Origin of the sequence: Aeromonas sp. s7(2024), assembly GCF_040907825.1 — a bacterium.
GTDB lineage: Bacteria > Pseudomonadota > Gammaproteobacteria > Enterobacterales > Aeromonadaceae > Aeromonas > Aeromonas veronii.
In genome coordinates, this window is the sequence record NZ_JBFOCM010000027.1 from 15,346 (window position 1) to 36,896 (window position 21,551).

At 55.4% G+C, this 21,551-nt stretch carries 21 protein-coding genes; 16 read left to right on the forward strand and 5 right to left on the reverse strand.

The window, feature by feature from the left end:
• Window positions 1-6 precede the first annotated feature (6 nt).
• From AB5Y73_RS12595 to AB5Y73_RS12605, 3 genes are read left to right on the forward strand one after another with little or no spacing between them, the layout of a single operon-like run.
• Window positions 7-1,185 (forward strand): O-antigen ligase, encoded by a 1,179-nt coding sequence (locus AB5Y73_RS12595; protein WP_031227702.1) that lies wholly within the window; start codon window positions 7-9, stop codon window positions 1,183-1,185.
• A gap of 2 nt (window positions 1,186-1,187) precedes the next feature.
• Entirely contained in the window at window positions 1,188-1,853 is a 666-nt protein-coding gene (locus AB5Y73_RS12600; protein WP_021230713.1) for a glycosyltransferase family 25 protein, read from the forward strand.
• Between the two features lie 14 nt (window positions 1,854-1,867).
• A complete protein-coding gene (locus tag AB5Y73_RS12605) occupies window positions 1,868-2,935 on the forward strand; it encodes a glycosyltransferase family 9 protein (RefSeq protein ID WP_162516052.1) in 1,068 nt (355 codons plus the stop codon).
• A 27-nt stretch (window positions 2,936-2,962) separates the two neighbouring features.
• Here the strand turns inward: AB5Y73_RS12605 and AB5Y73_RS12610 are convergent, their stop codons facing one another.
• Window positions 2,963-4,024 (reverse strand): glycosyltransferase, encoded by a 1,062-nt coding sequence (locus AB5Y73_RS12610; RefSeq protein ID WP_107683283.1) that lies wholly within the window; start codon window positions 4,022-4,024, stop codon window positions 2,963-2,965.
• Window positions 4,025-4,260: 236 nt separating this feature from the next.
• Here AB5Y73_RS12610 and AB5Y73_RS12615 point away from each other — a divergent pair, with 236 nt between their 5' ends.
• Window positions 4,261-5,460 (forward strand): 3-deoxy-D-manno-octulosonic acid transferase, encoded by a 1,200-nt coding sequence (locus AB5Y73_RS12615; protein WP_083243847.1) that lies wholly within the window; start codon window positions 4,261-4,263, stop codon window positions 5,458-5,460.
• A gap of 43 nt (window positions 5,461-5,503) precedes the next feature.
• On the opposite strand, the gene AB5Y73_RS12620 is transcribed toward AB5Y73_RS12615, so the two are convergent.
• A complete protein-coding gene (locus AB5Y73_RS12620; protein WP_107683284.1) occupies window positions 5,504-6,043 on the reverse strand; it encodes a hypothetical protein in 540 nt (179 codons plus the stop codon).
• 300 nt (window positions 6,044-6,343) lie between these two features.
• Between AB5Y73_RS12620 and AB5Y73_RS12625 the strand changes: the two genes are divergently transcribed.
• The 7 genes from AB5Y73_RS12625 to AB5Y73_RS12655 all read left to right on the forward strand — a co-directional run bounded on the left by AB5Y73_RS12625 (window position 6,344) and on the right by AB5Y73_RS12655 (window position 11,954).
• The gene (locus tag AB5Y73_RS12625) at window positions 6,344-7,060 is read left to right on the forward strand and encodes an ABC transporter substrate-binding protein (RefSeq protein WP_107683285.1); all 717 of its coding nucleotides are present in this window, start codon (window positions 6,344-6,346) and stop codon (window positions 7,058-7,060) included.
• A gap of 60 nt (window positions 7,061-7,120) precedes the next feature.
• Window positions 7,121-7,942 carry an AraC family transcriptional regulator gene (locus tag AB5Y73_RS12630; RefSeq protein WP_005357044.1) on the forward strand — a complete coding sequence of 274 codons (822 nt, stop codon included), beginning with the start codon at window positions 7,121-7,123 and terminating at the stop codon, window positions 7,940-7,942.
• A 40-nt stretch (window positions 7,943-7,982) separates the two neighbouring features.
• On the forward strand, window positions 7,983-8,618 hold the full coding sequence (locus AB5Y73_RS12635; RefSeq protein ID WP_118854436.1) for a LysE family translocator: 636 nt from the start codon (window positions 7,983-7,985) through the stop codon (window positions 8,616-8,618).
• A 57-nt stretch (window positions 8,619-8,675) separates the two neighbouring features.
• On the forward strand, window positions 8,676-9,806 hold the full coding sequence (locus AB5Y73_RS12640) for a PotD/PotF family extracellular solute-binding protein (RefSeq protein WP_107683287.1): 1,131 nt from the start codon (window positions 8,676-8,678) through the stop codon (window positions 9,804-9,806).
• A gap of 390 nt (window positions 9,807-10,196) precedes the next feature.
• On the forward strand, window positions 10,197-10,853 hold the full coding sequence (locus AB5Y73_RS12645; protein WP_100644777.1) for a DUF3313 domain-containing protein: 657 nt from the start codon (window positions 10,197-10,199) through the stop codon (window positions 10,851-10,853).
• A gap of 100 nt (window positions 10,854-10,953) precedes the next feature.
• Complete coding sequence (locus AB5Y73_RS12650) at window positions 10,954-11,316, forward strand: cystatin domain-containing protein (RefSeq protein WP_042054283.1); 363 nt, start codon at window positions 10,954-10,956, stop codon at window positions 11,314-11,316.
• Window positions 11,317-11,441: 125 nt separating this feature from the next.
• A complete protein-coding gene (locus tag AB5Y73_RS12655) occupies window positions 11,442-11,954 on the forward strand; it encodes a cupin domain-containing protein (RefSeq protein ID WP_107683288.1) in 513 nt (170 codons plus the stop codon).
• A gap of 101 nt (window positions 11,955-12,055) precedes the next feature.
• Here the strand turns inward: AB5Y73_RS12655 and AB5Y73_RS12660 are convergent, their stop codons facing one another.
• Entirely contained in the window at window positions 12,056-12,556 is a 501-nt protein-coding gene (locus tag AB5Y73_RS12660; RefSeq protein WP_107683289.1) for a DUF1993 domain-containing protein, read from the reverse strand.
• 311 nt (window positions 12,557-12,867) lie between these two features.
• Here AB5Y73_RS12660 and ydfZ point away from each other — a divergent pair, with 311 nt between their 5' ends.
• On the forward strand, window positions 12,868-13,065 hold the full coding sequence (ydfZ, locus tag AB5Y73_RS12665) for a putative selenium delivery protein YdfZ (protein ID WP_005357022.1): 198 nt from the start codon (window positions 12,868-12,870) through the stop codon (window positions 13,063-13,065).
• Window positions 13,066-13,344: 279 nt separating this feature from the next.
• Window positions 13,345-13,872, forward strand: coding sequence for a transposase (locus tag AB5Y73_RS12670; protein ID WP_107683290.1), 528 nt, complete (start codon window positions 13,345-13,347; stop codon window positions 13,870-13,872).
• Window positions 13,873-13,964: 92 nt separating this feature from the next.
• Here the strand turns inward: AB5Y73_RS12670 and AB5Y73_RS12675 are convergent, their stop codons facing one another.
• A complete protein-coding gene (locus tag AB5Y73_RS12675; RefSeq protein WP_107683291.1) occupies window positions 13,965-14,924 on the reverse strand; it encodes a hypothetical protein in 960 nt (319 codons plus the stop codon).
• A gap of 179 nt (window positions 14,925-15,103) precedes the next feature.
• A complete protein-coding gene (uvrD, locus tag AB5Y73_RS12680) occupies window positions 15,104-17,275 on the reverse strand; it encodes a DNA helicase II (protein ID WP_107683292.1) in 2,172 nt (723 codons plus the stop codon).
• 506 nt (window positions 17,276-17,781) lie between these two features.
• On the opposite strand from uvrD, the gene AB5Y73_RS12685 reads away from it, so the two are divergent.
• The 3 genes from AB5Y73_RS12685 (at window position 17,782) to AB5Y73_RS12695 (ending at window position 21,549) form a co-directional block, all read left to right on the forward strand.
• The gene (locus tag AB5Y73_RS12685) at window positions 17,782-18,780 is read left to right on the forward strand and encodes a BMP family protein (RefSeq protein WP_005340803.1); all 999 of its coding nucleotides are present in this window, start codon (window positions 17,782-17,784) and stop codon (window positions 18,778-18,780) included.
• A gap of 85 nt (window positions 18,781-18,865) precedes the next feature.
• Window positions 18,866-20,431: an ABC transporter ATP-binding protein gene (locus AB5Y73_RS12690; RefSeq protein WP_107683293.1), complete on the forward strand. Its 1,566-nt coding sequence runs from the start codon at window positions 18,866-18,868 to the stop codon at window positions 20,429-20,431.
• A complete protein-coding gene (locus AB5Y73_RS12695) occupies window positions 20,431-21,549 on the forward strand; it encodes an ABC transporter permease (protein WP_005357011.1) in 1,119 nt (372 codons plus the stop codon). The genes AB5Y73_RS12690 and AB5Y73_RS12695 overlap by 1 nt, the downstream gene beginning before the upstream one ends.
• Window positions 21,550-21,551: the final 2 nt, after the last annotated feature.

Sequence of the window (21,551 nt, forward strand, 5' to 3'; positions counted from 1 at the left end):
ATAAGCATGGAGCGATTTGCTCTTCTGATCTTTTCATGCACCCTGATTTTTGCATTCAGCGTAATGTTTTTCTTTACTGATGGAAAAACATATCTATCTAACCTCATTGTTGTGGCATCCATAATTGGCATGGTTTCTTTTTACATCCATCGTTATCCGGTGGGGTTTAAAAATCGTCATATAATATGGGTTTTATTATTCTATGCCATTTATCTATTTGTAAATAGACAAATTCATGGTGATCAATATGGCATTATGCGTGCCATAATTTATGTCATATTTTTCACATTTTTAATTCCACGGAATGTTTTTTTATTAAAAGCTGGTTGTTATGGGGTTATTCTTGGTGGATTTGGCTTGGGGGTTATTAGTATATGGCAGTATAATCATGGGGTCGCTAGGGTAGAGGGTTTTACAAATGCGATAATTTTTTCTCAAACAGCCCTAACATTGGCTATTCTCAATTTTTGGTTTTCGGTTTCTTTCTCAGAGAATCGCCTTGAAAAATGGTTTCATATCATTTCGGCATTATTCTCTCTGGGGGCACTATATCTTTCACAAAGTCGTGGTGTTTGGCTAGCATTCATGGTTGTGATTACATGTTTTTTATTGTTTAAAATAAAAACAAAACCACTGAAATATATTTCAATCACGCTAGGTTTGTTGTTAGTACTCGGAATGCTATGTTTAAACAGCAGTATCGTGAAAAATAGAATAGACTCTGGACTTTCTGATGTTGTAAACATGGAGAATGGAAATTACAGCACATCTCTTGGGCTAAGAGCGGTAGCATGGGAAAGCGCTTGGTTGGGATTTCTCGACTCGCCATTAATAGGTGTGGGCACTGAAGGTTTTGATGCGTTAAAGCAAGAGCAAGTGAAGCTGGGTCTTGTGCCACAAGCGTTGCTAAACCCCGAACTTGCGCATGCACACAACCAGTATTTACAGACTTTAGTTATTCGGGGTGGTATAGGATTCATTTTCTTACTAGGTATACTTATATTGCCGGCAATATTTTTTGCGAAAGAAATGGGGTTTGTGTCTGCAGGCGTCTTTATCCCTATATCATTCGCTGTCGGAGCAGTTTTTGATGTGCCTTTTGAACACCAAAGCATGATGTATTTATACTCATTCAGTCTGATTTTTATTTTATTTTGTCATGAACTCAAGCAGGATTTATTATAGCTATGATACCCGTATTTATTATTAGTTTGACACGTAGTGCTGACAGACGGGCCATGGTAGAGCGCCAGATGTCTCATTTGGGGATTAACTTTGAGTTTTTCGATGCTGTAGATGGTAAATCATTACCATCAGATCGCTTGGCGAAAGTAGATTTCAATCTGGCAAGAGAGACTTGCGGTCATGATCTTAGCTTGGGTGAGGTCGGTTGTGCCATGAGTCATATCAATATATATGAAGTGATGGTGGAGCGAGATATCCCACGCTGTGTAATTTTAGAAGATGATATATACGTCCACATGCATTTCAAAGCTATCGTCAACGAGGTCACTAATAAAAATAGCTCTGACATTGTATTTTTACATCATGGCAAGGCGAAACACTTCCCAATATACTCATCTTTGCCAGAGGGGTATCGTTTGGCAAAATATTTAACACCTAGTAAAAATTCAAAAAGAGGAATTATATCGACAGGTGGATATATTCTTACATTGGCTGGCGCTCACAAGCTGCTGAAAATAGCTTATCCAATCAGAATGCCTGCTGATTACCTCACTGGACGGCTGCAGTGGAATAAATTGAGTGCCGCTGGTGTGGAGCCGTGCTGTCTGGATGTTGGACTATTCCAATCGACGATTGATGACAGAAATTATGGTCAGCATATAGAGTGATGGAGGTGATTGCTATGATTAAAATATTTCAATTATGGAGGGACGTCCTTCGCCGCAAGCTGGGTATTTTACTTTTTGATCGTCATTCATCAGTGAGAGCGTCATCACATGGTGCCACTGTTTTTGTTAGGTGGGATGCTAAGCTTGGTGATGCAATCGTCTCTTCCTGGGTGGCAAGGGAGATTAAAAATAAATTTCCGGAGCGGAAAGTCTATGTCATTACCAGCTCTGAAATGGCGCCATTGTTTAGAGATTTTTTTAACTTTGATTGCGTCTTTGAAATACCCAAGAGGGCTGGCTATATGGAGCTCAAAAAATTAGCCAATGAAATTGGGAATGTAGATTATCTTGTGCATTTTAGCCAAAAGATGAAGATGAAAGACCTTTATTTCATCTCCAAAGTTGGGAGCAAAAATGTAGCAGGAGTCGATGATGAGCTTGACTGTATTAATATCAAGCTGGGGCAAAAAACAGCAGGGATGCACTTCGCTAATAAATTTAAGGTGCTGTTGGAGCATATGGGGATTGCTAACCCTGATACCAGTTATATAGTGCCTTCGTGTCAGGATGCTGAGGATAGGGTTGGCTCTTGGTGGCCAAGTAATAAAACGTTGTGTTTCAATCCATATGGCAGTGGGACATCCCGTTGTTTCAGTGTTGAAAAAATTATAGCGTTAATTAACACAATGCTTGATTCATCAAATCACAACATTTGTCTCTTGTATCCACCTGGGCGTGAGAGGGACGTTGAACGAGTTTTATCTCATGTTTGTGACCCAACCAGGGTTGTTAGTGATCATGAGAAACCATCTCTGGCTGCACTCTTTGCACAGACAAGGCATTGTGCCGGTATGGTGTCTGTGGATACAGCAACGGTGCATATTGCAACAGGTTTGAATAAACCTGTTCTTGGTATTTACAATGATAATTTCGGGATGCCAGAAAATGTGGAGTGGCATCCCAATAATCCTCACTCAAGTGTTATCTACGCAGAAACGAGGTCTGCACAACAAGACGTAAATTTTATCAACGTTGCTGAATTTAAAACAGTATTTAACAAATGGGTGGCTGATTATCTATAGAGAGTTGGGGGTTTCCCCAACTCTTTCTCATAAAGATATAAACTGTTCGGTCACACTTTCACTAGAAAATAGTTGATAACAGTTTGAATCAATGGAAATTCGCCTTCGATCAACACCTGTAATTGCCATGGCCAGTCCACGGATATCTTCTATCGGGATTAGAAATTTATCGAGTGGTTTCGTCAATATCTCTGCCGGCCCAGACGGGCAATCCACGCTGATCACCGGGGTATGGCAGATGAGTGCTTCAATAAGCACTGTTGGCAGCCCTTCAGCATCGGATGTTAGGATGAGCGCCTGAGCTGCTTTGATATAGGGGTAGGGGTTCTTCTGAAAGTCGATGATCTTCACCTTGCTGGCAAGGTTCATCTCCTCGATCATGTCTTCAATGTGAGGGCGTCGCTCCCCTTTGCCCATCAGGACGAGTGGCGTATCAACGCCACTTAGCTGATATGCCTGCAAGAGACGATCGTGGCGTTTTCGTTCTTCGAAGGTGCCAACATGGATAAAATACTTGTCGAATGGCTTGCTGAAAGGCTCATTGGCCAACGCCTGAATTTTCTCGATATCAAACGGATTATAGATAACCTGACACGATTTGGGTGTAGCTTTTACATTTTGCAAAATGTCGTCCGCGATGCCACGAGATACGCAGATCAGTTTCTTGCCATTATAGAAGCGCTTGAATTTTTCATATCCTTTGGCATTGTCTTTGGCAAAACCGGTGACATTTCCGTGGATCCAGTAATAAATATTCAGTGTATCAGGCAGGTGTCTGGTAATTTTGTCACATGAGCATGAGATAATTACGTCAGGCGAGATCTCTTTGACTTTTTTAAAGATCAGAGATGCTTGTATTTTTTCAACCGCAACATTGGATATGGCTTTAGTCAGCTTTGTGACAATGCCAAGATTAATCGGGTGAATGTTGTCAGGTAGCGTATGGTCTATTTTTTCCCGCAAGGTAAACAAAGTTACATCTGCACCGGCATCTTTTAGCAAGGATGCGGTATTGAGCAGAACCTTTTCCGCACCACCACCATACAAGTCTTCAACAATGAATAAAAACTTTTTAACTGGTGGGGTCATAACTGCTCCGCGGGTCTCATAACTGACTGGTAAATCTACTAAAAATGTGAATCGTAAACGAGCAAAATCAGGTGGCAACTGTTAAAGTCGTTAGCAATTTTTTCAATAGGTGTGGATCAATGATTGGTCTTAGTGGGCGCTACCATAACGCATTATTCGCGGCCTGTATATTTGCCGGGCTGCTGCTTTCCTGGCTGTTTTCCGATCACCAACTCCTCACCGGCGATCAGACCCAGATGCTCTACAAAGGTTACCTTGGGGCCTATGAGGGGGTCTGGCTCAGCTATGGCAATGCGGCGAGTGCGGTGGGCAATGTGCCGGGGAGCTTGTCGGCCTGGCTGATTGGCGGGCCGCTGCTGCTGTGGGATTCTCCCTATGCCCCCATGGTGTTGCTGCTGGCGATGCGGTTGGTCGGATTCCTGCTGTTTGATGCGGTGATCCGTCAGGTGTTTGATGACAGGGTGCGTCTGCTGTTTCTGGTGCTCTGCTGGCTCAACCCCTGGTTCCAGTACGAGAGTCTGCTCTATAACCCCTCCTATCTGTTCCTCTTCTCGGCCATGCACTGCTGGTCGGCCTGGCATATGCGCGAGCGGGCCTCCTTCTGGCACATGATCGTCCACCTGTTGGCTATCGGCATGGCGATGCAGCTGCACTACTCCTGGCCGCTGCTGGCGGTAATGTCTACCTATCTGTTCTGGCGCCGCATTCTCAAGGTGAGCTGGAGCGGGGTGGTGGTGGCTACCCTGCTGATCGGTGCTTCCCTGATCCCCTACGCCATGGAAGTGATGAGCAACAGCCATATTACCCAGAACGTCGATCCCGAGGCGCGCCAGCGCTATATCGGCTGGGGGCTGGTGCATGTCTATCCGGTGCTGAAATCAGTGCTCTACTGGCTGCGTTACGGCTCCTGGCTGTTTGCCAGCAAGCTGGTCAACGACACCCAGTTCATCTGGCTGGCTGGGCACGAATACCTGCAGATGGCGGCAGTCTGGCTGTGGCGGGTGGTGATTTACGGGGTAGGCTCGGCGACTGTGCTGCTGGCGGCCAAGGCCAACTGGCAGCTGTGGCGGGAACTCAAGCCGCGTCTGCTGCGCAGCGACCGCGCGCCAGTGGATGGTGAAAGCTGGCTCGGTCTCTATGCGCTGGCGGCGGTGCTGGCGGTGCTGGTGAGTGCGGCGCTGTCGCCCATCATCTTCAACTACTGGCACCTGATGCTGATCTTCCCCTACGCCCTGTTCCCGATCCTGCTGTTGCTGGTACGCTGGAGCCGCCGTTACCCGCAGTGGGTTGGCAAGGGGTTGCTGGCAGCCACCCTGTTCTGCACCGCGGTCAACCTGATTGCGGCGTGCGATAGCACCAAGTTCTCCTATCAGGCGGACTACAAAACCCAGGTGCTGGAGTATCTGCAAGAGATGAAGCTGCAACCTAAGCAGTGAGTCATCCACGGCCAGCTCCCCGATCTCGGGGGGCTGGCTGTCACTATTCGAAACGGTCCATATGGGCAAAGTTTTTGGCTTCGGCAACCCAACCCTCACGCCCTTGCTTGTCCCGAATTTTTACCCACCACTGGTTTTGCGGTGACCGGCCGTATCTGATCTCTTTGCGCGCATAGTCATAATCGAGGATGTAGGTTTTGCCCTTGTACCAGAACAGGCTATTGCCTTCGCCCAGTCCGCCGAGGATATAAAGCGTTTCCCCTGCCTTCATATTCAACAGTGGCCCTTTTCCCTCCTTGCTGTAGCCCAGCTTGACCGATCTGAGTATCTCGATGATCCCCGGTTGTTCGGTAATGACGACCCCGGTCAGCCCTTCCACCTGCTGGCCGCGAGGTAGCCGGAACAGCGCTTTGGCCGTCAGGGATGGCTCGGCTCTGACGATCACCTCTTGCTTGGTGGTCCACGCCTGATAGGTACAACCCTCAAACGGGCAGCGACCCCAGTCGTAATAGGGCAGACGCGGCTTTTCATCAGAACTTACGGTCGCAGCAAACAACGACAACAACAGCAAAAACAGTCTCATGAATCTACCTGTCCGGCGGGGCGCTCATCCGCCGGTTTGATGAATGGGGCCGCACTATATCTCAAGAGACCAAAATCCATCAAAGCCGCGGAATTATTGATTTTCACCGCAATAAAACGGGGGCCCATTGGTCATGGGCGTAGGGGGCGCAAGAGGCCGAAGCGCGTCGGGAGCGGATAGCCCGCCCCCTTTGCCTTGTGCCATGCTGATGGCTATCAGGGCATCGGGTCGGCACTTATGGGCATCTCTCGTTCGGGCACGCGTTTGGTATTACTGCTATCGGCACTTCTTCTCCCTCTTATGACCATCAGCCAGGCCGTGGCGATCAACGCGCCACTGCGGGGATGCGTCTTTCAGCTGGCGCCGCTGGTCACCATTGATCAGCAGGGCGAGGTCTCCGGGTCGGTGATCGACTACTTTCGCCGTCATATCGAACCCGCGATCGGGCGTACCATCGAGTGGCAGGGGCTCAATGTGGCGCGGCTGCTTAACAACCTCGAGAGCGGCGAGTGCGATCTGACCCCGCTGCTGAGCTACAGTCCCGAGCGTGCTCGTCACTTTCGCTATATCGACCCCCACCTGTTGCTGCTGCGGCCGGTGCTGGTGGTACTGGTACCATCGCGACTTCATGCGGTTGAGCGGCAGGAAGATCTCTACGGCACCACCATCGGCTGGTCGAGTCAGGCGATCGTGCCGCCGCTGTTGCAGCATCCGCAGATCCATATCGACACCCTCTCCCAGCTCAGCTGGGAGCATGGCAACATGCAGAAGTTGCTGCGCGGGCGGATTGATGCCGCGCTCTTCTCCAACGATATTTCCGCCAACCATTTTCGCGCCAAGCTCCCTGCGGCGACCCGCCTCATCTACCTGCCGGTCACCCCGCTGCAGGTGCATATCGTGCTGAACAAGTCGTTGGGGGATGGCAATCCCGAACTGGTGCAACATATGCGTCAGATGGTGGAGCGGGTGCCGCTCGCCTCGCTGGTGGAACCAACCCCGCGGCTGTGGGGGCGTTGAGAGGGGGTTGCGTGCAATAATCTACAAGTCCAAGGCCCGTTTCTGGTGTATCTATAACCCATGAATACCACCGATTCCCTCATCCGCTACTGGCAATCCCCGCACCTGCCGGGGGTCGAGCTGTCGCACTCCCACCACAGGGCGTTCAGCTACGGCCGCCATGTCCATCTCGACTACCATATCGGGCTGGTGCAGCGGGGTGGCCAGAAGTTTATCCACAAGGGGAACAGCCACCATCTGGTACGCGGGGTGCTATCTACCGTCAACCCGGATGAGGTGCACGACGGCCTCAGCCTGCTGCCGGAAGGGTATGAGGTACGGGTCTTCGCCATCGATCCCCAGCAGCTGGCGCTCTGGCTGCCGGAGCAGCCTGAACCCTTCTTCGACAAGGGATTGCAGAGCCGCCCCGACCTCTATCAGGGCTTTGCCCAGCTGCACGGCTATCTCGACAACCCCAAGGCCGATGGCCTGCTGATCGAGAGCCAGCTGCTGGCCCTGCTGGGGGAGCTGCTGCATCTGGCCCCCGAGGTACACCAGTTGGCGGATCCCCAGTTGCGATTCCTGCGCGACTACCTGATGGCCGCCCTCGACGAGCCCCACTCGCTGGAAGAGCTGGCGGGGCTGCTCGGGCTCGATCGTTTCGCCTTCCTGCGCCAGTTCAAGAAGCGCAGCGGCATGACTCCCTACGCCTGGCTGAAACGGCTGCGGCTGGAGCAGGGCAAGCGGCTGCTGGCGAGCGGCATGGCGGTGAGCGAGGTGGCGCTGGCGGTCGGCTTCTTCGATCAGAGTCACTTCCACCACGGCTTTCGCCAGGCATTCGGTCTGACACCCGCCGAATTTCGTGCCCAGATGCAATCTTTTACAAGCCGCGCCCCCCGCTGATCCGCCATGCTGGCTCTCCGTCGTTAAAGCGAGAGTTGTTATGCTGACCAGTCTGTTCGTTACCCTCGGCCTGATGCACCTGACTGCACTGGCCAGCCCCGGCCCCGATTTCGCCCTGATCCTGCGCACCAGCCTGCACCGGCCGACCGCCCTTGGCGCGGCGCTGGGCATCTCGCTGGCGATCATGGTACACGCCACCCTGAGCCTGACCGGGATCAGCATGCTGATCGCCAGTCACCCGCTGCTATTTATGGTGATCAAGTGCTGCGGCGCCCTCTATCTGGGCTGGTTGGGGTGGGGCGCCCTGATGGCGGCTCGGCAGCAGAGCAGTACCGTGATGGCCAGCGCCGCCAACGAGCTGCGCGGCTGGGGCAGGGGCGTGCGCACAGGCCTTGCCACCAATCTGCTCAACCCCAAGGCGCTGGTGTTCTTTATCGGTCTGTTGGCCGCCATGGTGACGCCAGAGGTGGATGGGATGACCCGCAGCCTGCTGGTGGGCGAGCTCTTCATCATCTCCCTCTGCTGGTTCGGGCTGCTGGCGTGGAGCCTCTCCACCGATCGTGCCCAGCGCCTGCTGCTGCGGGTGCAGCGACCGCTCAATCTGGTGACCGGCGTGCTGTTTGCGGTGGTCAGCCTCTCCATTCTGGCGAGCATGGGCGCCGAGCTGGTGGCCTGACGAGTCGGCGCATGGGCCTATACTCCAACAAGGTTTGCCTGTCAGGAGTGCCCGGCCATGCGTCTACTGCCTCTTTGCTGGTTGCTGGGGATGACCCCAGCGCTGGCGGCCCCGGTTCAGCTCAAATTGCTGGAGTGGGGCTATCTGCCAGCGGGTTATGAACAACAGTTTGCCGACTACGCCAAAGCCCATGGGGTGGAAGCGACGGTCAGCCGGATCGAGCCGCTGCTGACCGATTTCGACAGCGTCTACCGCGCCCTGCGCACCCGCAGCGCCGATGTGGTGCTGCCGACCAGCTACTTCTACAAGGCCCATCACCAGCCGCTGTTCAAGCTGCTGCTCCCCATCGATTTCAGCCGCCTGCAGCACTACCCCGAGGTGAAGCCCGCCCTCAAGAACACCGAGTATGACAAGCAGGGAGAGCGCAACTACTCGGTGCCCTTCTCCTACGCCATGTTCAGCCTCGCTTATGACAGCAAGCAGGTGCCGCAAGCGCCCACCAGTTGGCAGGTGCTCGCCAACACCTCGCCGCCGGGCCAGTTTGCCGAGTTCTGCGACCAGTTCGAGCCGCTGCTCTTTTCGGTGCTGCTCTCGCTGGGCAAGTCGCCCGCCCTGTTTGCCAGCGGCGAGATGCTGGCCGACAAGACCTTGCAGCAAGAGGTGGAGCAGCAGCTCTCGCAGCGGCTGCAAGCCAGTCGCGGCTTCTGGTTCAATCAGGCCAACCGCTGCGAGGCTCTGCGCCAGCAGACCTTTGCCACCACCTGGGGGCTGGAGCTGGTGGAGTGCAACAAGCAGAACGATCAGCAGTGGCGGATCGCCATGGTGCAGGAGGGGGCCATCTATGCCCTCGATGCGATCTCCATCGCCCGCCATGTCGGGGATGATCCCGCACGGCTCAAGGCGGCCTACCTGCTTGTGGATTTTCTGCTGAGCGCACCGCTGCAACGCCAGATGCTGGTGGGCACACCCACCATCTCGGCCAGCAATATTGCCTCCCGGCCGCCCCTCAGTCCGCAGGAGCAGGCGGTGCTGCCGGATCGCCCGCTGCCGGAGTTTGACGAGCGGCTGCTGGTGCCCGCGCTGCCCGCCCATATCAAGAATCGCTACAAACGGATGGTGCAGCAGGCGATCGTCGCCAGCGGCAAAGAGGGGCTGGTCAAGCAGTGCCCCTGGGATCTCGATAACTGATGAATGAGCCTGCTGCTTCTCCGGCGGCAGGCAAGTTTGCGGAAGATGGCTGATGATCGGTCATCGCCCGTTCCAGAGCATTCCCCCGTTCAACTCACGCCGCCCGCTGGCTCGCATCGTTTGAAAAAACTGAGCGCTTTTCGCAGCCCCATTTAGCCGGATTAAACAACCAAACCCTCGCCAGATTGCCGTTCATACCCTGGCTGATCCTGTATAAAAGCACCGTAATTGTGACAACTTGGATGTGAGCTGAACAATCCTGATCTGTTGCTTGTGGGAAGGTGATGAATAGGTTATTTCTCTGTGACATTGGCGGCATCCGGCACGGGTTCTCCAGCCATGTGGTGTGAAATCCACAGCAAAAACAAACAGTAAAATGCAGGAGCAAATATGAAAAAGGTCGTGATGGTTGCCGTGGCTGCGGCCCTGCTGGGTGGCTGCGCCGTCAAGAATCAGGTATCCCACAGCTTGCAGGCGATCCCGTTGACAGCCTTCCAGCAGAGCGAGAGCAACCCCAATCAGCGCGTCTACAAGGAGCCGGGCGTTGACCTGCGCCAATACAATGAGGTGCTGCTCGATCCGCTGCAGTTTATCCGGCAGGAGAATGGTCAGTGGTATCTGCTGACCGCCAATGAACAGAACCAGATTGGCCGCTACTACCACGACAAGTTCCAGAGCGAGCTGATCAAGCAGGGCGTCAAGATCGCCACCGCCCCCGGCCCGAAAGTCATGCGGATCCAGGCGGCCGTCACCAACTTCGACCTGACCCGCCCCGACCCCAAGCTGCGTGACCTGCTGCCGGCCAAGATCGCCATCAACGTCACCCGTGAAGTGATCGGCAAGGAGCCCTACCTGCTCAAGGTGGGCAGCATGGCCCAGCTGCTCGACTCCCGGAGCGGCAAGCTGCTGGTGCGGGTGATGGATGCTCGCGAGAGTACGGATACCACCCACAAGGATGAGCCCATCACCGCCGAGGAGATGGAGAAGATGATCGACCAGTGGGCGGCCAGCCGCGCCAAACAGCTGGCGGACAATCTGGGGCGCTGAACGATTGGTGCGTCCAAGCGGGGCGCAGCGGGAGCCTTTTGGGCTGCAATAATGGCAAGATGTTGATAAGGTGGTCATTTTGCAGGCAGGAGAAAATGATATGAAACGCGTGTTGTTACCCATCCTTGTTGCTGGCCTGTTGAGTGCCTGTAGCACCTCGTCACCCACGCCGGAGTGTGCGCCGATGGCGGGTGGCTGGCAGAGTCAGCCGTTGCCCAATGCTGAAGGGGAGGCTGCGCTGGCCAGCGTGCTGGCTCGCATGAACACGGCCGCCAAACTGCAGAGCATCCGCGAGGTGCGCAGCCAGGTGGTCTCCGGGGTCAACTACGACATCGAGTTCCAGCTCGACAACGGAGAGGTGTGGAACACCCGTGTCTATCGGGATCTTGCCGGCAACTACCAGATGACCCGCCCGGCTGCACAGGGCGAGCTTCCTCCCTTGCCTTGCGTCAAGGCCAAGTAATTCCTGCTTGTTGAGCCCCTCGTCAGAGGGGCTCATCTGACCAGAAAATTTCTGCTTTTCTCCCCGCATTCTGACAGTCAGGATGACCCCTCCCGTGACTGCATCCTCATAGAAAAGGAACCGCTATGAATCGCCACCCCTGCATCAAACACTGGCGCGAGCTGCAAGAGCAGACGCCGCGCTACTACTCCGGCAGTCAGGAGCCCCTTTCTCGCGGCTGCGCCCTCGGCAAGCACTTCGGCTTTAGCCGCATCGGCATTCACCACGAGATTGTCGAACCCGGCCATCGCACCAGCTGGCCCCATGCCGAGAAGACCGAAGACGAGTTTGTCCATGTGCTGGAAGGGACTCCGGATGTCTGGCTCGACGGCGTGCTCTATCGGCTGCAACCGGGGGACTCGGTGGGCTTCAAGGCCGGTGACGGGCTGGCTCACGCCTTTATCAACAACACCGAAGAGACTGTCCGGCTGCTTTGCATTGGCGACACGGATCGGGAGGACAACCGCATCCACTACGCCGTGCATCCCGAGCGCAATATCACCCTTGGCAAGCTGCACTGGGATGATGTGCCCGAGCGCGAGTTGGGGGATCACGACGGCCTGCCCGACAAGCTGCGCGAGCGCAACGGCCCCTTCTAGGGCAGAGCCTTTCTGCGCATCAGCCCAGTGCCATCCGGCATAAAAAAGCCTGCCGCGTGGCAGGCTTTTGCTATCTGTTTGCCGCCAGTGGCGTGCAGCGCTTATTGCAGGTTGAGCCCGCCCAGATAGTCGCGCTTGCCGAGATCGACCCCGGCGCGGCGCAGCAGGGCGTAGGCCATGGTGAGGTGGAAGTAGAAGTTGGGAATGCCGTACTCATGGACGCAGGTATGGCCATCCATCCCCTTGCCGCCCGCCCAGTGGGGCACGTAACGGCCGCTGGCGTACTGGCTGTAGTCCGCGTCCAGCTTGCCTTGCAGATAGCTGATGGTCTTGCCGATATGGGCGCGCAGATCCGCCATGGTTTTGGGGTCATCGCCCATGGCCGGCTGCTCGCTGTGGCTGGCGGTGGCGACCACGGAGCGGGCCGAATCGCAGCAGATCAGCACCTGCTTGGACAGCGGCAGCATATCGACGATCAGCCGCTCGCCGAAGAAGTTCTCCACGTTGAACTGCTTCGCTGCGGCGTGAGCCTCGGCCTTGACCAGACAGTGGTCGAGGTTGGTCAGCATCTTGATGAACTGGGCGGTAATGTCGCGATTCATGATGACTCTCCATCTTGTTGAAACAGCGGCCCGCTTGCGCGGCCACGGTGAATGAGACTGGCTAATCGGCCACCAATATACCCCAACCGCTGCCGGGTTCGAGCCCGCCGCGACGAAAAGGGCAGGGCAGCGCGACTTCGCGCGACAACCGCTGGCCAAGCAGCCCTGCTCGCTTTCTGAACCTATGAGTCCCATATCGCCCTTTTTTTGATCTGTGACATAAATCACCTTTTTTCAGGGGCGTAGGCTGAATGCCGTTGTCCTGGACAGACGCCTGCGCATTCGCCAGGACACAAGAAAAGGAGAATGAAATGAAGATCTATGACCGTAACCGCAATGTGCTGAACCAGGGTCAGCGCGTCATGATTGCCGCCACTGGCGCAGTCGATTTTCTGAAAGAGGCCCACACCGACAATATGACCCCCTATCAGGCGGAGCATGAGAAGTGCGTGCTGCTGGCAAACTCCGGTGAGCGCTACGCCCCCATCGAGTTGATTAGACTAGGCTGATCCCTTTCCCTGTCACCCTACTCTTTACAATTCACCCGGCCGCCGAGCCCCATCTGGCGGCCGGGTTTCTGATTTCCCCCTACCTGTATTTGCCCACTCGTCTAATGAATCGCTGCAAGCCGCTTTGAGTCGCCTTGTAGGTTCGATTAGCGAAGCGTAATCGGACGATCGCGTAATCGAACAATCTCGTAATGGAACATCCGCACCATCACTACCCGCAAGCAGATCGAAGTGAGGCAAGGCTATGCTTGGCTTTTCGGTCTCAACGAGGGGAAAGGGATGGCCAATTGGCGGCGGGCATGGTGGCCCGGAGGAACCTGGTTCTTTACCGTCAACCTGCTGGAGCGACGCAACAACCGGTTGCTGGTGGAGCAGATCGACCTGCTGCGCCGCAGCGTTGCCAAGGTGCAACAGGCTCACCCCTTCGCCATTCACGCATGGGTGGTGTTGCCCGACCATCTCCACTGCATTCTCTCTTTGCCGGAGGGGGACACCGATTTCCCCCTGCGTTGGCGGCTGATCAAAAGCCACTTTTCCCGCGCCTTGCCGGTCAATGAGCGGCGCAGCCAGACGCGGTTACGTCACGGGGAGCGGGGCATCTGGCAACGCCATTATTGGGAACATCTGATCCGGGATGAGCAGGATTACCGCCGCCATATGGATTACGTCCATATCAACCCGCTCAAGCATGGTCATGTCACCCGGGTGGCCGATTGGCCGTATTCCACCTTCCATCGTTATGTGGCGAGCGGCGTCTATCCACCGGATTGGTGCGGGTCGGTGGATGGGGTGGGGGGATTGGAGTAAACCCCTAACAGGATTGTTCCGTTGTAAGCGACCGATTACGCGAACGTCTTACGCGATCGTCCGATTACGCTTCGCTAATCGAACCTACGGTCCTACCTACCGTAAGAAAGAATCTGGGGTACATAAATACTGTGCTTCAAATCGATCTTTAATTTGTAGGAAGCTAAAGCGAATGCTGCATTCAAGGACTTTTCTGCTGAATCCTTATCCACTTTCTCATTTCGATGAGCAAAACCATTACGTGCATTCTTAGCTTGCGTTATCAATGCAATAACAGATGAATACTCACGATAGTTAGCAGTGCTTTGTACTTTTGATAGCATGTCATCGAACTTCGGTGAGCTCCCATTTTTATTCATGTTGCCATTTGCTTCTCTTAAGAAAATATCAAGTATGATATGCTCTATGATAAACCAAGAGAGAATTAATGAGGTGCTGTAGTCACTATTTAAATACTCGCTTTCAGATTTTGATAGAGTGTTTAAGCATTCAATTCCCTTCTCATCTAAACGTTCTAAAACATCAAAAGCCTTTTTGTATGCATCAACATAAATTTGGCCATCTCGACTTTCTAATTCTTTGAACTCAAGATTCATAGCTGAGGTTACATTAGGGCATGTCGGGATGAATGTTGTTGGTTCATCGAGGTTTTGACCGCTTTCACCGAAGAATTTCATGCACATGGTTTCATGAAGGGTGATTTCTATTGGGATAATTGGCGTGGCACAGCCTGAAGTGTAATCCTTTGATGTCAAAGCTAGTAGATAGTTAAAGACATTAGCGACCTTAATTATATTTTTACGCAATTCAACAGTTTTGAAAAAGTCATCCTCTTGTGTTGTTGCTAGTCTCTTTGTGTTGCTTGATATCCAAACCATACCCGGTCTTGTTACTATTATAGAAAGATCTTTCCCTTCAGCAGCAAAAACCACCTCTCTTATAAAAAGAGATTTATTTTTTCTGGCATTAAAGTCATACCAATGCTCATCAGCATCTACTACAACCCAAACATATGGTTTTGGTGTAAAACCTAAAAAGTAAACGTTATTCATTAGCGTTGCCTGGTAATTAATTTGAATGCATTAATAACACTTGTTGTAACCTGATGCCAGCATCGTAGGTTCGAATAGCGAAGCGCATTCGGACGATCGCGAATTTAAAGTTATCGCGATCACAGATATAAAAACCAACCCGGCCTAAGCCGGGTTGGTTATATCAAGAGCAGGAAAAATCAAAGTGCTTCCAGTCTGGCATACGCCGTCACCAGCCACTTGGCGCCGACGTCGTCGAACTGGATCTGAACCCGGCTCTGCTGGCCGACCCCTTCGAAGTTGAGCACCACCCCTTCGCCGAATTTCGGATGGAGCACCCGCTGGCCGAGCTTGATGCCGCTGGCGTCGAAGCTCTGCTGCACCTCGTTCTGGCTAAAGCGGCCGTACTGGGTGGGGCGGCTGACCTGAGTGCGCAGCCGGATCTCTTCCAGACACTCGGCGGGCATCTCGCGGATAAAGCGGCTCGGCTTGTGGAACATCTCGCGGCCGTAGATGCGGCGGCTCTCGGCATAACAGATGTAGAGCTTCTCCATGGCGCGGGTCATGCCGACGTAACAGAGGCGGCGCTCCTCTTCCAGCCGGCCCGACTCTTCGGTGGATTGCTGGCTGGGGAACATCCCTTCTTCCACGCCGACCAGCAGCACCAGCGGGAACTCCAGCCCCTTGGCGCTGTGCAATGTCATCAGCTGCACCGCGTCGGCATATTCGTCCGCCTGATTCTCGCCGGATTCCAGCGCCGCGTGGGCGAGGAAGGCGGAGAGATCGCTCATATCTTCCAGCTCGTCCGGGCGCTGGTACTGGCGGCAGGCGGTGACCAGTTCGTCCAGGTTCTCTACCCGCGCCTGGGATTTCTCGCCTTTTTCCGCCAGATACATGGCCTTGAGGCCGGAGTTCTGGATGGCGATATCCGCCTGCTGGTGCAGTGGCAGCAGGGAGACCTGCTCTTCCAGCGCGTCGATCAGCTCGACAAAGCCGCGCACCGCATTACCGGCGCGACCGGTCAGCACCTTGTCGTTGAGCAGCGCCTTGGCCGATTGCCACAGGTTGAGCCCCTGATCGCGGGCGTTGCCGCGCAGGATCTCGAGGGTGCGATCGCCGATGCCACGGGTCGGGGTGTTGACCACCCGCTCGAAGCTGGCGTCGTCGCCACGGTTGTTGATAAGGCGCAGGTAGGCCATGGCGTCCTTGATCTCTTGCCGCTCGAAGAAGCGCAGGCCGCCGTAGATGCGATAGGGCATGGCGTCCTGCATCAGCGCCTCTTCCAGCACCCGCGACTGGGCGTTGGAGCGATAGAGGATGGCGCAGTCGGCCAACAGGCCGCCCTTTTCCTTCCAATCCTTGAGACGGCCGACCACGAAGCGCGCTTCGTCCACCTCGTTGAAGGCGGCGTAGAGGGAGATCGGCTCGCCCTCGGCCCCTTCGGTCCACAGCTCCTTGCCAAGGCGCTCGGCGTTGTTGGCGATGACGCTGTTGGCCGCTTTGAGGATATTGGCGGTGGAGCGGTAGTTCTGCTCGAGGCGGATGGTCTCGGCGCCCTGATAGTCGGTCAGGAAGCGCTGGATGTTCTCGATCTTGGCGCCGCGCCAGCCGTAGATGGACTGGTCATCGTCGCCGACGATCATCACCTTGCCGCTGTTGCCCGCCAGCATCCGCAGCCAGGCGTACTGGATGCCGTTGGTATCCTGAAACTCGTCCACCAGGATGTTCTGGAAGCGGTCGCGGTAGTGCTCGAGGATGTGCGGCTTGTTGAGCCACAGCTCGTGGGCGCGCAGCAAAAGCTCGGCGAAGTCCACCAGACCGGAGCGATCACAGGTCTCCTGATAGGTCTTGTAGATCTGCTGATAGGTGCGGGTGACGGGGTCGCCGTAGAGGTCGATGTCGCCGGGGCGCAAGCCCTCATCCTTCTTGCCGTTGATGTAGCCCATCACGGCGCGCGGGGCCCAGTGCTTCTCGTCAAGGTTGAGCACCTTGAGCACCCGGCGGATCAGCCGGTACTGGTCGTCGGAGTCGAGGATCTGGAAATCCTGCGGCAAGCCCGCATCCAGATGGTGGGCCCGCAGCAAGCGGTGGGCGATGCCGTGGAAGGTGCCGATCCACATGCCGCGCACGCCGTCGCCGATCACCTTCTCGACCCGGCCGCGCATCTCGGCCGCCGCCTTGTTGGTAAAGGTGACCGCGATGATGGAGAAGGGTGAACAGCGTTCCACCTGCATCAGCCAGGCGATACGGTGCACCAGCACCCGGGTCTTGCCCGAACCGGCACCGGCCAGCACCAGCAGGTTGCTGCGGGGCGCCGCAACGGCATCTCTTTGCTTGTCGTTGAGCCCGTCGAGCAGGGTTGAAACGTCCATCACCACTCCTGTTTATTTATACAGGCGGGGATTATACGGCCATCCCCCTGCCAGACCAAATCCAAACTCGGGGGTAGGGGTGAGATGGGCGCTTGCAGGGGCGCCGGTGCGGCTATTTTTGGCTGGCACAGAGAGAGGAGGACGGGGAGGTTTCCAGCTGTAGCCAATCCTTGCTCGCGCGGTTTGTGGGGATTTTGCGAGCCGGATCACGGGCTTGCCGGGGGGCTGGATGAATAACAGGGGAAAACGGTTTACAGTAACTTGCTGAACAATAAGAGAAATGTCGTTTGGGTCTTTTGGTTGCTAGCATAAAAAACTGAAAAGTAGCTAAAAAACAACTGCTTATAAGGTTATTTGCTTAGAATTCAAACCGTTAACGCAAACGTTTTTCCCTTATCATTTGCTTGACCCGCATCGGGGCTGACTTAGAGTAAGCCTGCGTGCTAGATAGCCTGCTCTGACAGGCAAGCAAGTTCCCTCACTTAATAACAATCAAGGATACGATCGTGACTAAAGTGCTCAAGCTGGCCACTGTGGCCTCCCTCACTCTCGCTGCTCTCTCTGCTCAGGCTGCTTCCGAGCCAGCCGTCATTTATGACACCGCGGGCAAGTATGACAAATCATTCAACGAAGCCGTGTTCCGTAACGGCGTCGAGCTCTACAACAAGGACAAGGGCGTCAAGGTCAAAGAGTTTGAACCCCAGAACGAAGCCCAGCGCGAGCAGGGTCTGCGTCGTCTGGCCAGCCGTGGCAACGGCCCGATCGTGGCGGTCGGTTTCAACATGGGTTCTGCGGTAGAGAAGGTTGCGACCGAATTCCCGAAAACCCAGTTCACCATCATCGACATGGTGGTCGACAAGCCGAACGTCCAGTCCGTCATCTTCAAGGAGCATGAAGGTTCCTTCCTGGTGGGCGCGCTGGCTGCCATCGCTTCCAAGAGCGGTAAGGTCGGCTTCGTGGGCGGCATGGATATCCCGCTGATCCGCAAATTCCAGTGCGGTTACGAGCAGGGTGCCAAGTTCGTCAATCCGAAGATCGAAGTGTTCCAGAACATGGCGGGCTCTACCCCGGCCGCGTTTGCTGACCCGGCCAAAGGTGCCGAGCTGGCCAAGTCCCAGTTCGCCAAGGGCGCTGATGTGGTTTACGCCGCAGCTGGCGGTACCGGTATCGGTGTCTATCAGGCAGCCAAGGACAGCGGCAAGTTCGCCATCGGTGTGGACTCCAACCAGAACCACCTGCAACCGGGCACCATGCTGACCTCCATGGTCAAGTCTGTGGGTCTGGCCGCTTACCAGACCTGGGATGACGCTGCCAAAGGTGAGTGGAAGCCGGGTATCAAGAACCTGGGTCTGGCCGAAGGCGGTGTGGATTGGGCGCTCGACAAGGACAACGAGAAGCTGATCACCCCGGAAATGAAAGCCAAGGTGGATGCCATCAAGGCTGAAATCATCGCTGGCAAGGTCAAGGTTCATGACTACATGAGCGATAACACCTGCAAATACTAATTAGATAGTTGCTACGACTCTCAACGCACCACCGGCCCGCACGGGCCGGTTTTTAGTCTTATTTCATGAAACGCAGGGCTGCATCATGGACCAGACAGATCGCTATGCCATCGAATTAAGAGGTATCGATAAGCGGTTCGGCGAAGTGTACGCCAACAAGCTGATCGACCTTAAGGTTCGCAAAGGCAGTATCCACGGCATTGTCGGCGAAAATGGCGCCGGTAAGTCCACCCTGATGAGCATCATTTATGGTTTCTACCATGCCGACAAAGGCGAGATGCTGATCGACGGGAATCCTTTCAAACCCCATGGCTCACAAGATGCGATTGCCGCAGGGGTGGGCATGGTTCACCAGCACTTCATGCTGGTCAATAACTTCACCGTATTGGAAAACGTCATCCTCGGCGCTGAGAACGGCTGGCACCTTCAGCAGAGCGTGGCGTCAGCCGAAAAGCTGCTGGGCGAACTGGCGCGGGATTATGGCCTCGACGTGCCGTTGCACGAAAAGGTCGAAGATCTGCCGGTGGGCCTGCAACAGCGGGTCGAAATTCTCAAGGCGCTCTATCGCGGCGCCCGCATCCTGATCCTCGACGAGCCGACCGGGGTACTGACCCCGCAAGAGGCGGATCACCTGTTCGAGGTGCTGAAAAAGCTGCGGGATCAGGGGGCAACCATCATCCTTATCACCCACAAGCTGCGGGAGATCCTGGCGATTACCGATCAGGTCTCCATCATGCGCCGTGGCGAGATGGTGGCCCACGTCGCCACCAAGGATACCGACAAGGAGCAGCTGGCCGAACTGATGGTGGGCCGCAAGGTGCGCCTCAAGGTCGACAAGGGGCCAACCCAGCCCGGTGACGCCAAGCTGAAGATCGAAGGGCTCAGCTATTTCGACGCCAGCAAGGTGGAGCGGGTCAAATCGGTCAGCTTCGAGGTGCGGGCCGGTGAAGTGGTCGGCATCGCCGGGGTCTCCGGCAACGGTCAGTCCGAACTGCTCAGTCTGCTTGGCGGTATTCTCAAGCCGAGCAAGGGCAGCTTCACCATTAGCAGCCGCAGCGGCGTGCACAAGGTGAGCGCTGAGCACCCGGCCGATCCCGAGCTGGTGCGCAACTACGGCCTAGGTCATGTGCCAGAAGATCGCCACAAGATGGGGCTGATCAACCGCTTCGAGGCGAAAGAGGCCTTTATTCTCGGCTATCACCGTCGCCCGCAATACAACAAGGGGTGGCTGCAGAACAAGGAGGCGATTCAGCAGGATTGTCAGGCCAAGATGGAGAAGTGGGACGTGCGCCCGCCCCATCCCGATCACAAGACCGCCAACTTCTCCGGTGGCAACCAGCAGAAGCTGGTGATCGCCCGTGAAGTGGAGCAGGACCCGGATGTGCTGTTGATCGGCCAGCCGACCCGCGGGGTCGACATCGGCGCCATCGAGTATATCCACCAGCAGATCATCGCCATGCGCGACAAGGGCAAGGCGGTGCTGCTGGTCTCGGTGGAGCTGGACGAGATCATGAGCCTCGCAGATCGCATTCTGGTGATTGCCGATGGTCGCATCGTCGGCGAGCTGGATGGTGCCAAGGCGGATGAGCGCACCATTGGTCTGATGATGGCCAACATAGTGCCGGACGAAGTTGCCAAGGAGGCCCACTGATGAGCCAAGTACGTATTCCTGCCTGGGTCTCCGTAGGCGTCTTGTCTGCGGTCAACATCCTGCTGGCCTTCCTGGTGTCGGCCATTCTGTTCTATTACCTCGACATCAACCCGGTCGATGCCGCCAAGATCATGTGGTACGGCGCGTTCGGCACCGGTGAAGGGGTCGGCTTCACCCTCTACTACGCAACCGGCTTTATCTTTACCGGTCTGTCGGTGGCGGTCGCCTTCCACGCCGGTCTGTTCAATATCGGTGGTGAAGGTCAGGCCTATATCGGCGGTCTCGGTGTCGGTCTGGTCTGTCTGATGCTCGGCGATGTGCTGCCGTTTGCCCTGCTGTTGCCGCTCTCCATCATTGCCGGTGGTCTGTTCGGTGCAGCATGGGCCTTTATTCCGGCCTGGCTGCAAGCCAAGCGCGGCAGCCATATCGTTATCACCACCATCATGTTCAACTTCATCGCCGCCTCCCTGATGGCCTATCTGCTGGTGGAGGTGTTCAAGCCGCCCGGCTCGATGGCGACCGAGAGCAAGGTGTTTGCCGAGGCAAGCTGGCTGCCCAAGATGAGCGGGCTGGCTAACCTGTTCGGGATGGAGATCCCCAACAGCCCCCTCAATATCAGCTTCTTCTGGGCGCTGATCTGTGCGGCGCTGGTGTGGGTCTTTATCTGGCACACCCGCTGGGGTTACGAGATCCGCTCGGTCGGCGCCAGCCAAAGCGCCTCCGCCTACGCCGGTATTTCCTATCCCAAGGTGGTGATCCTGGCGATGGTCATCTCCGGCATGCTGTCGGGCTTCTTTGCCCTCAACGTGCTGCAGGGTGAGCTGCACCAGATCAAGCTCAACTTCGTGGAAGGGTTCGGCTTCACCGGTATCGCGGTGGCGCTGATGGGGCGCAACCATCCGGTCGGCGTCATCATCGCCAGCCTGCTGTTCGGTTTCCTCTATCAGGGGGGCGCCGAGCTCAGCTTCGAGTTCGGTGTCGACCGCAACATCGTGGTGGTGTTGCAGGGTCTGGTGATCCTGTTCTGTGGCGCCCTTGAGCACATGATGCGTCCGCGCATCGAGCAGCTCTATCTGGCGTTTGCCAACCGCTCAGCCGCGCAAGCTAAAGGAGTCTGATC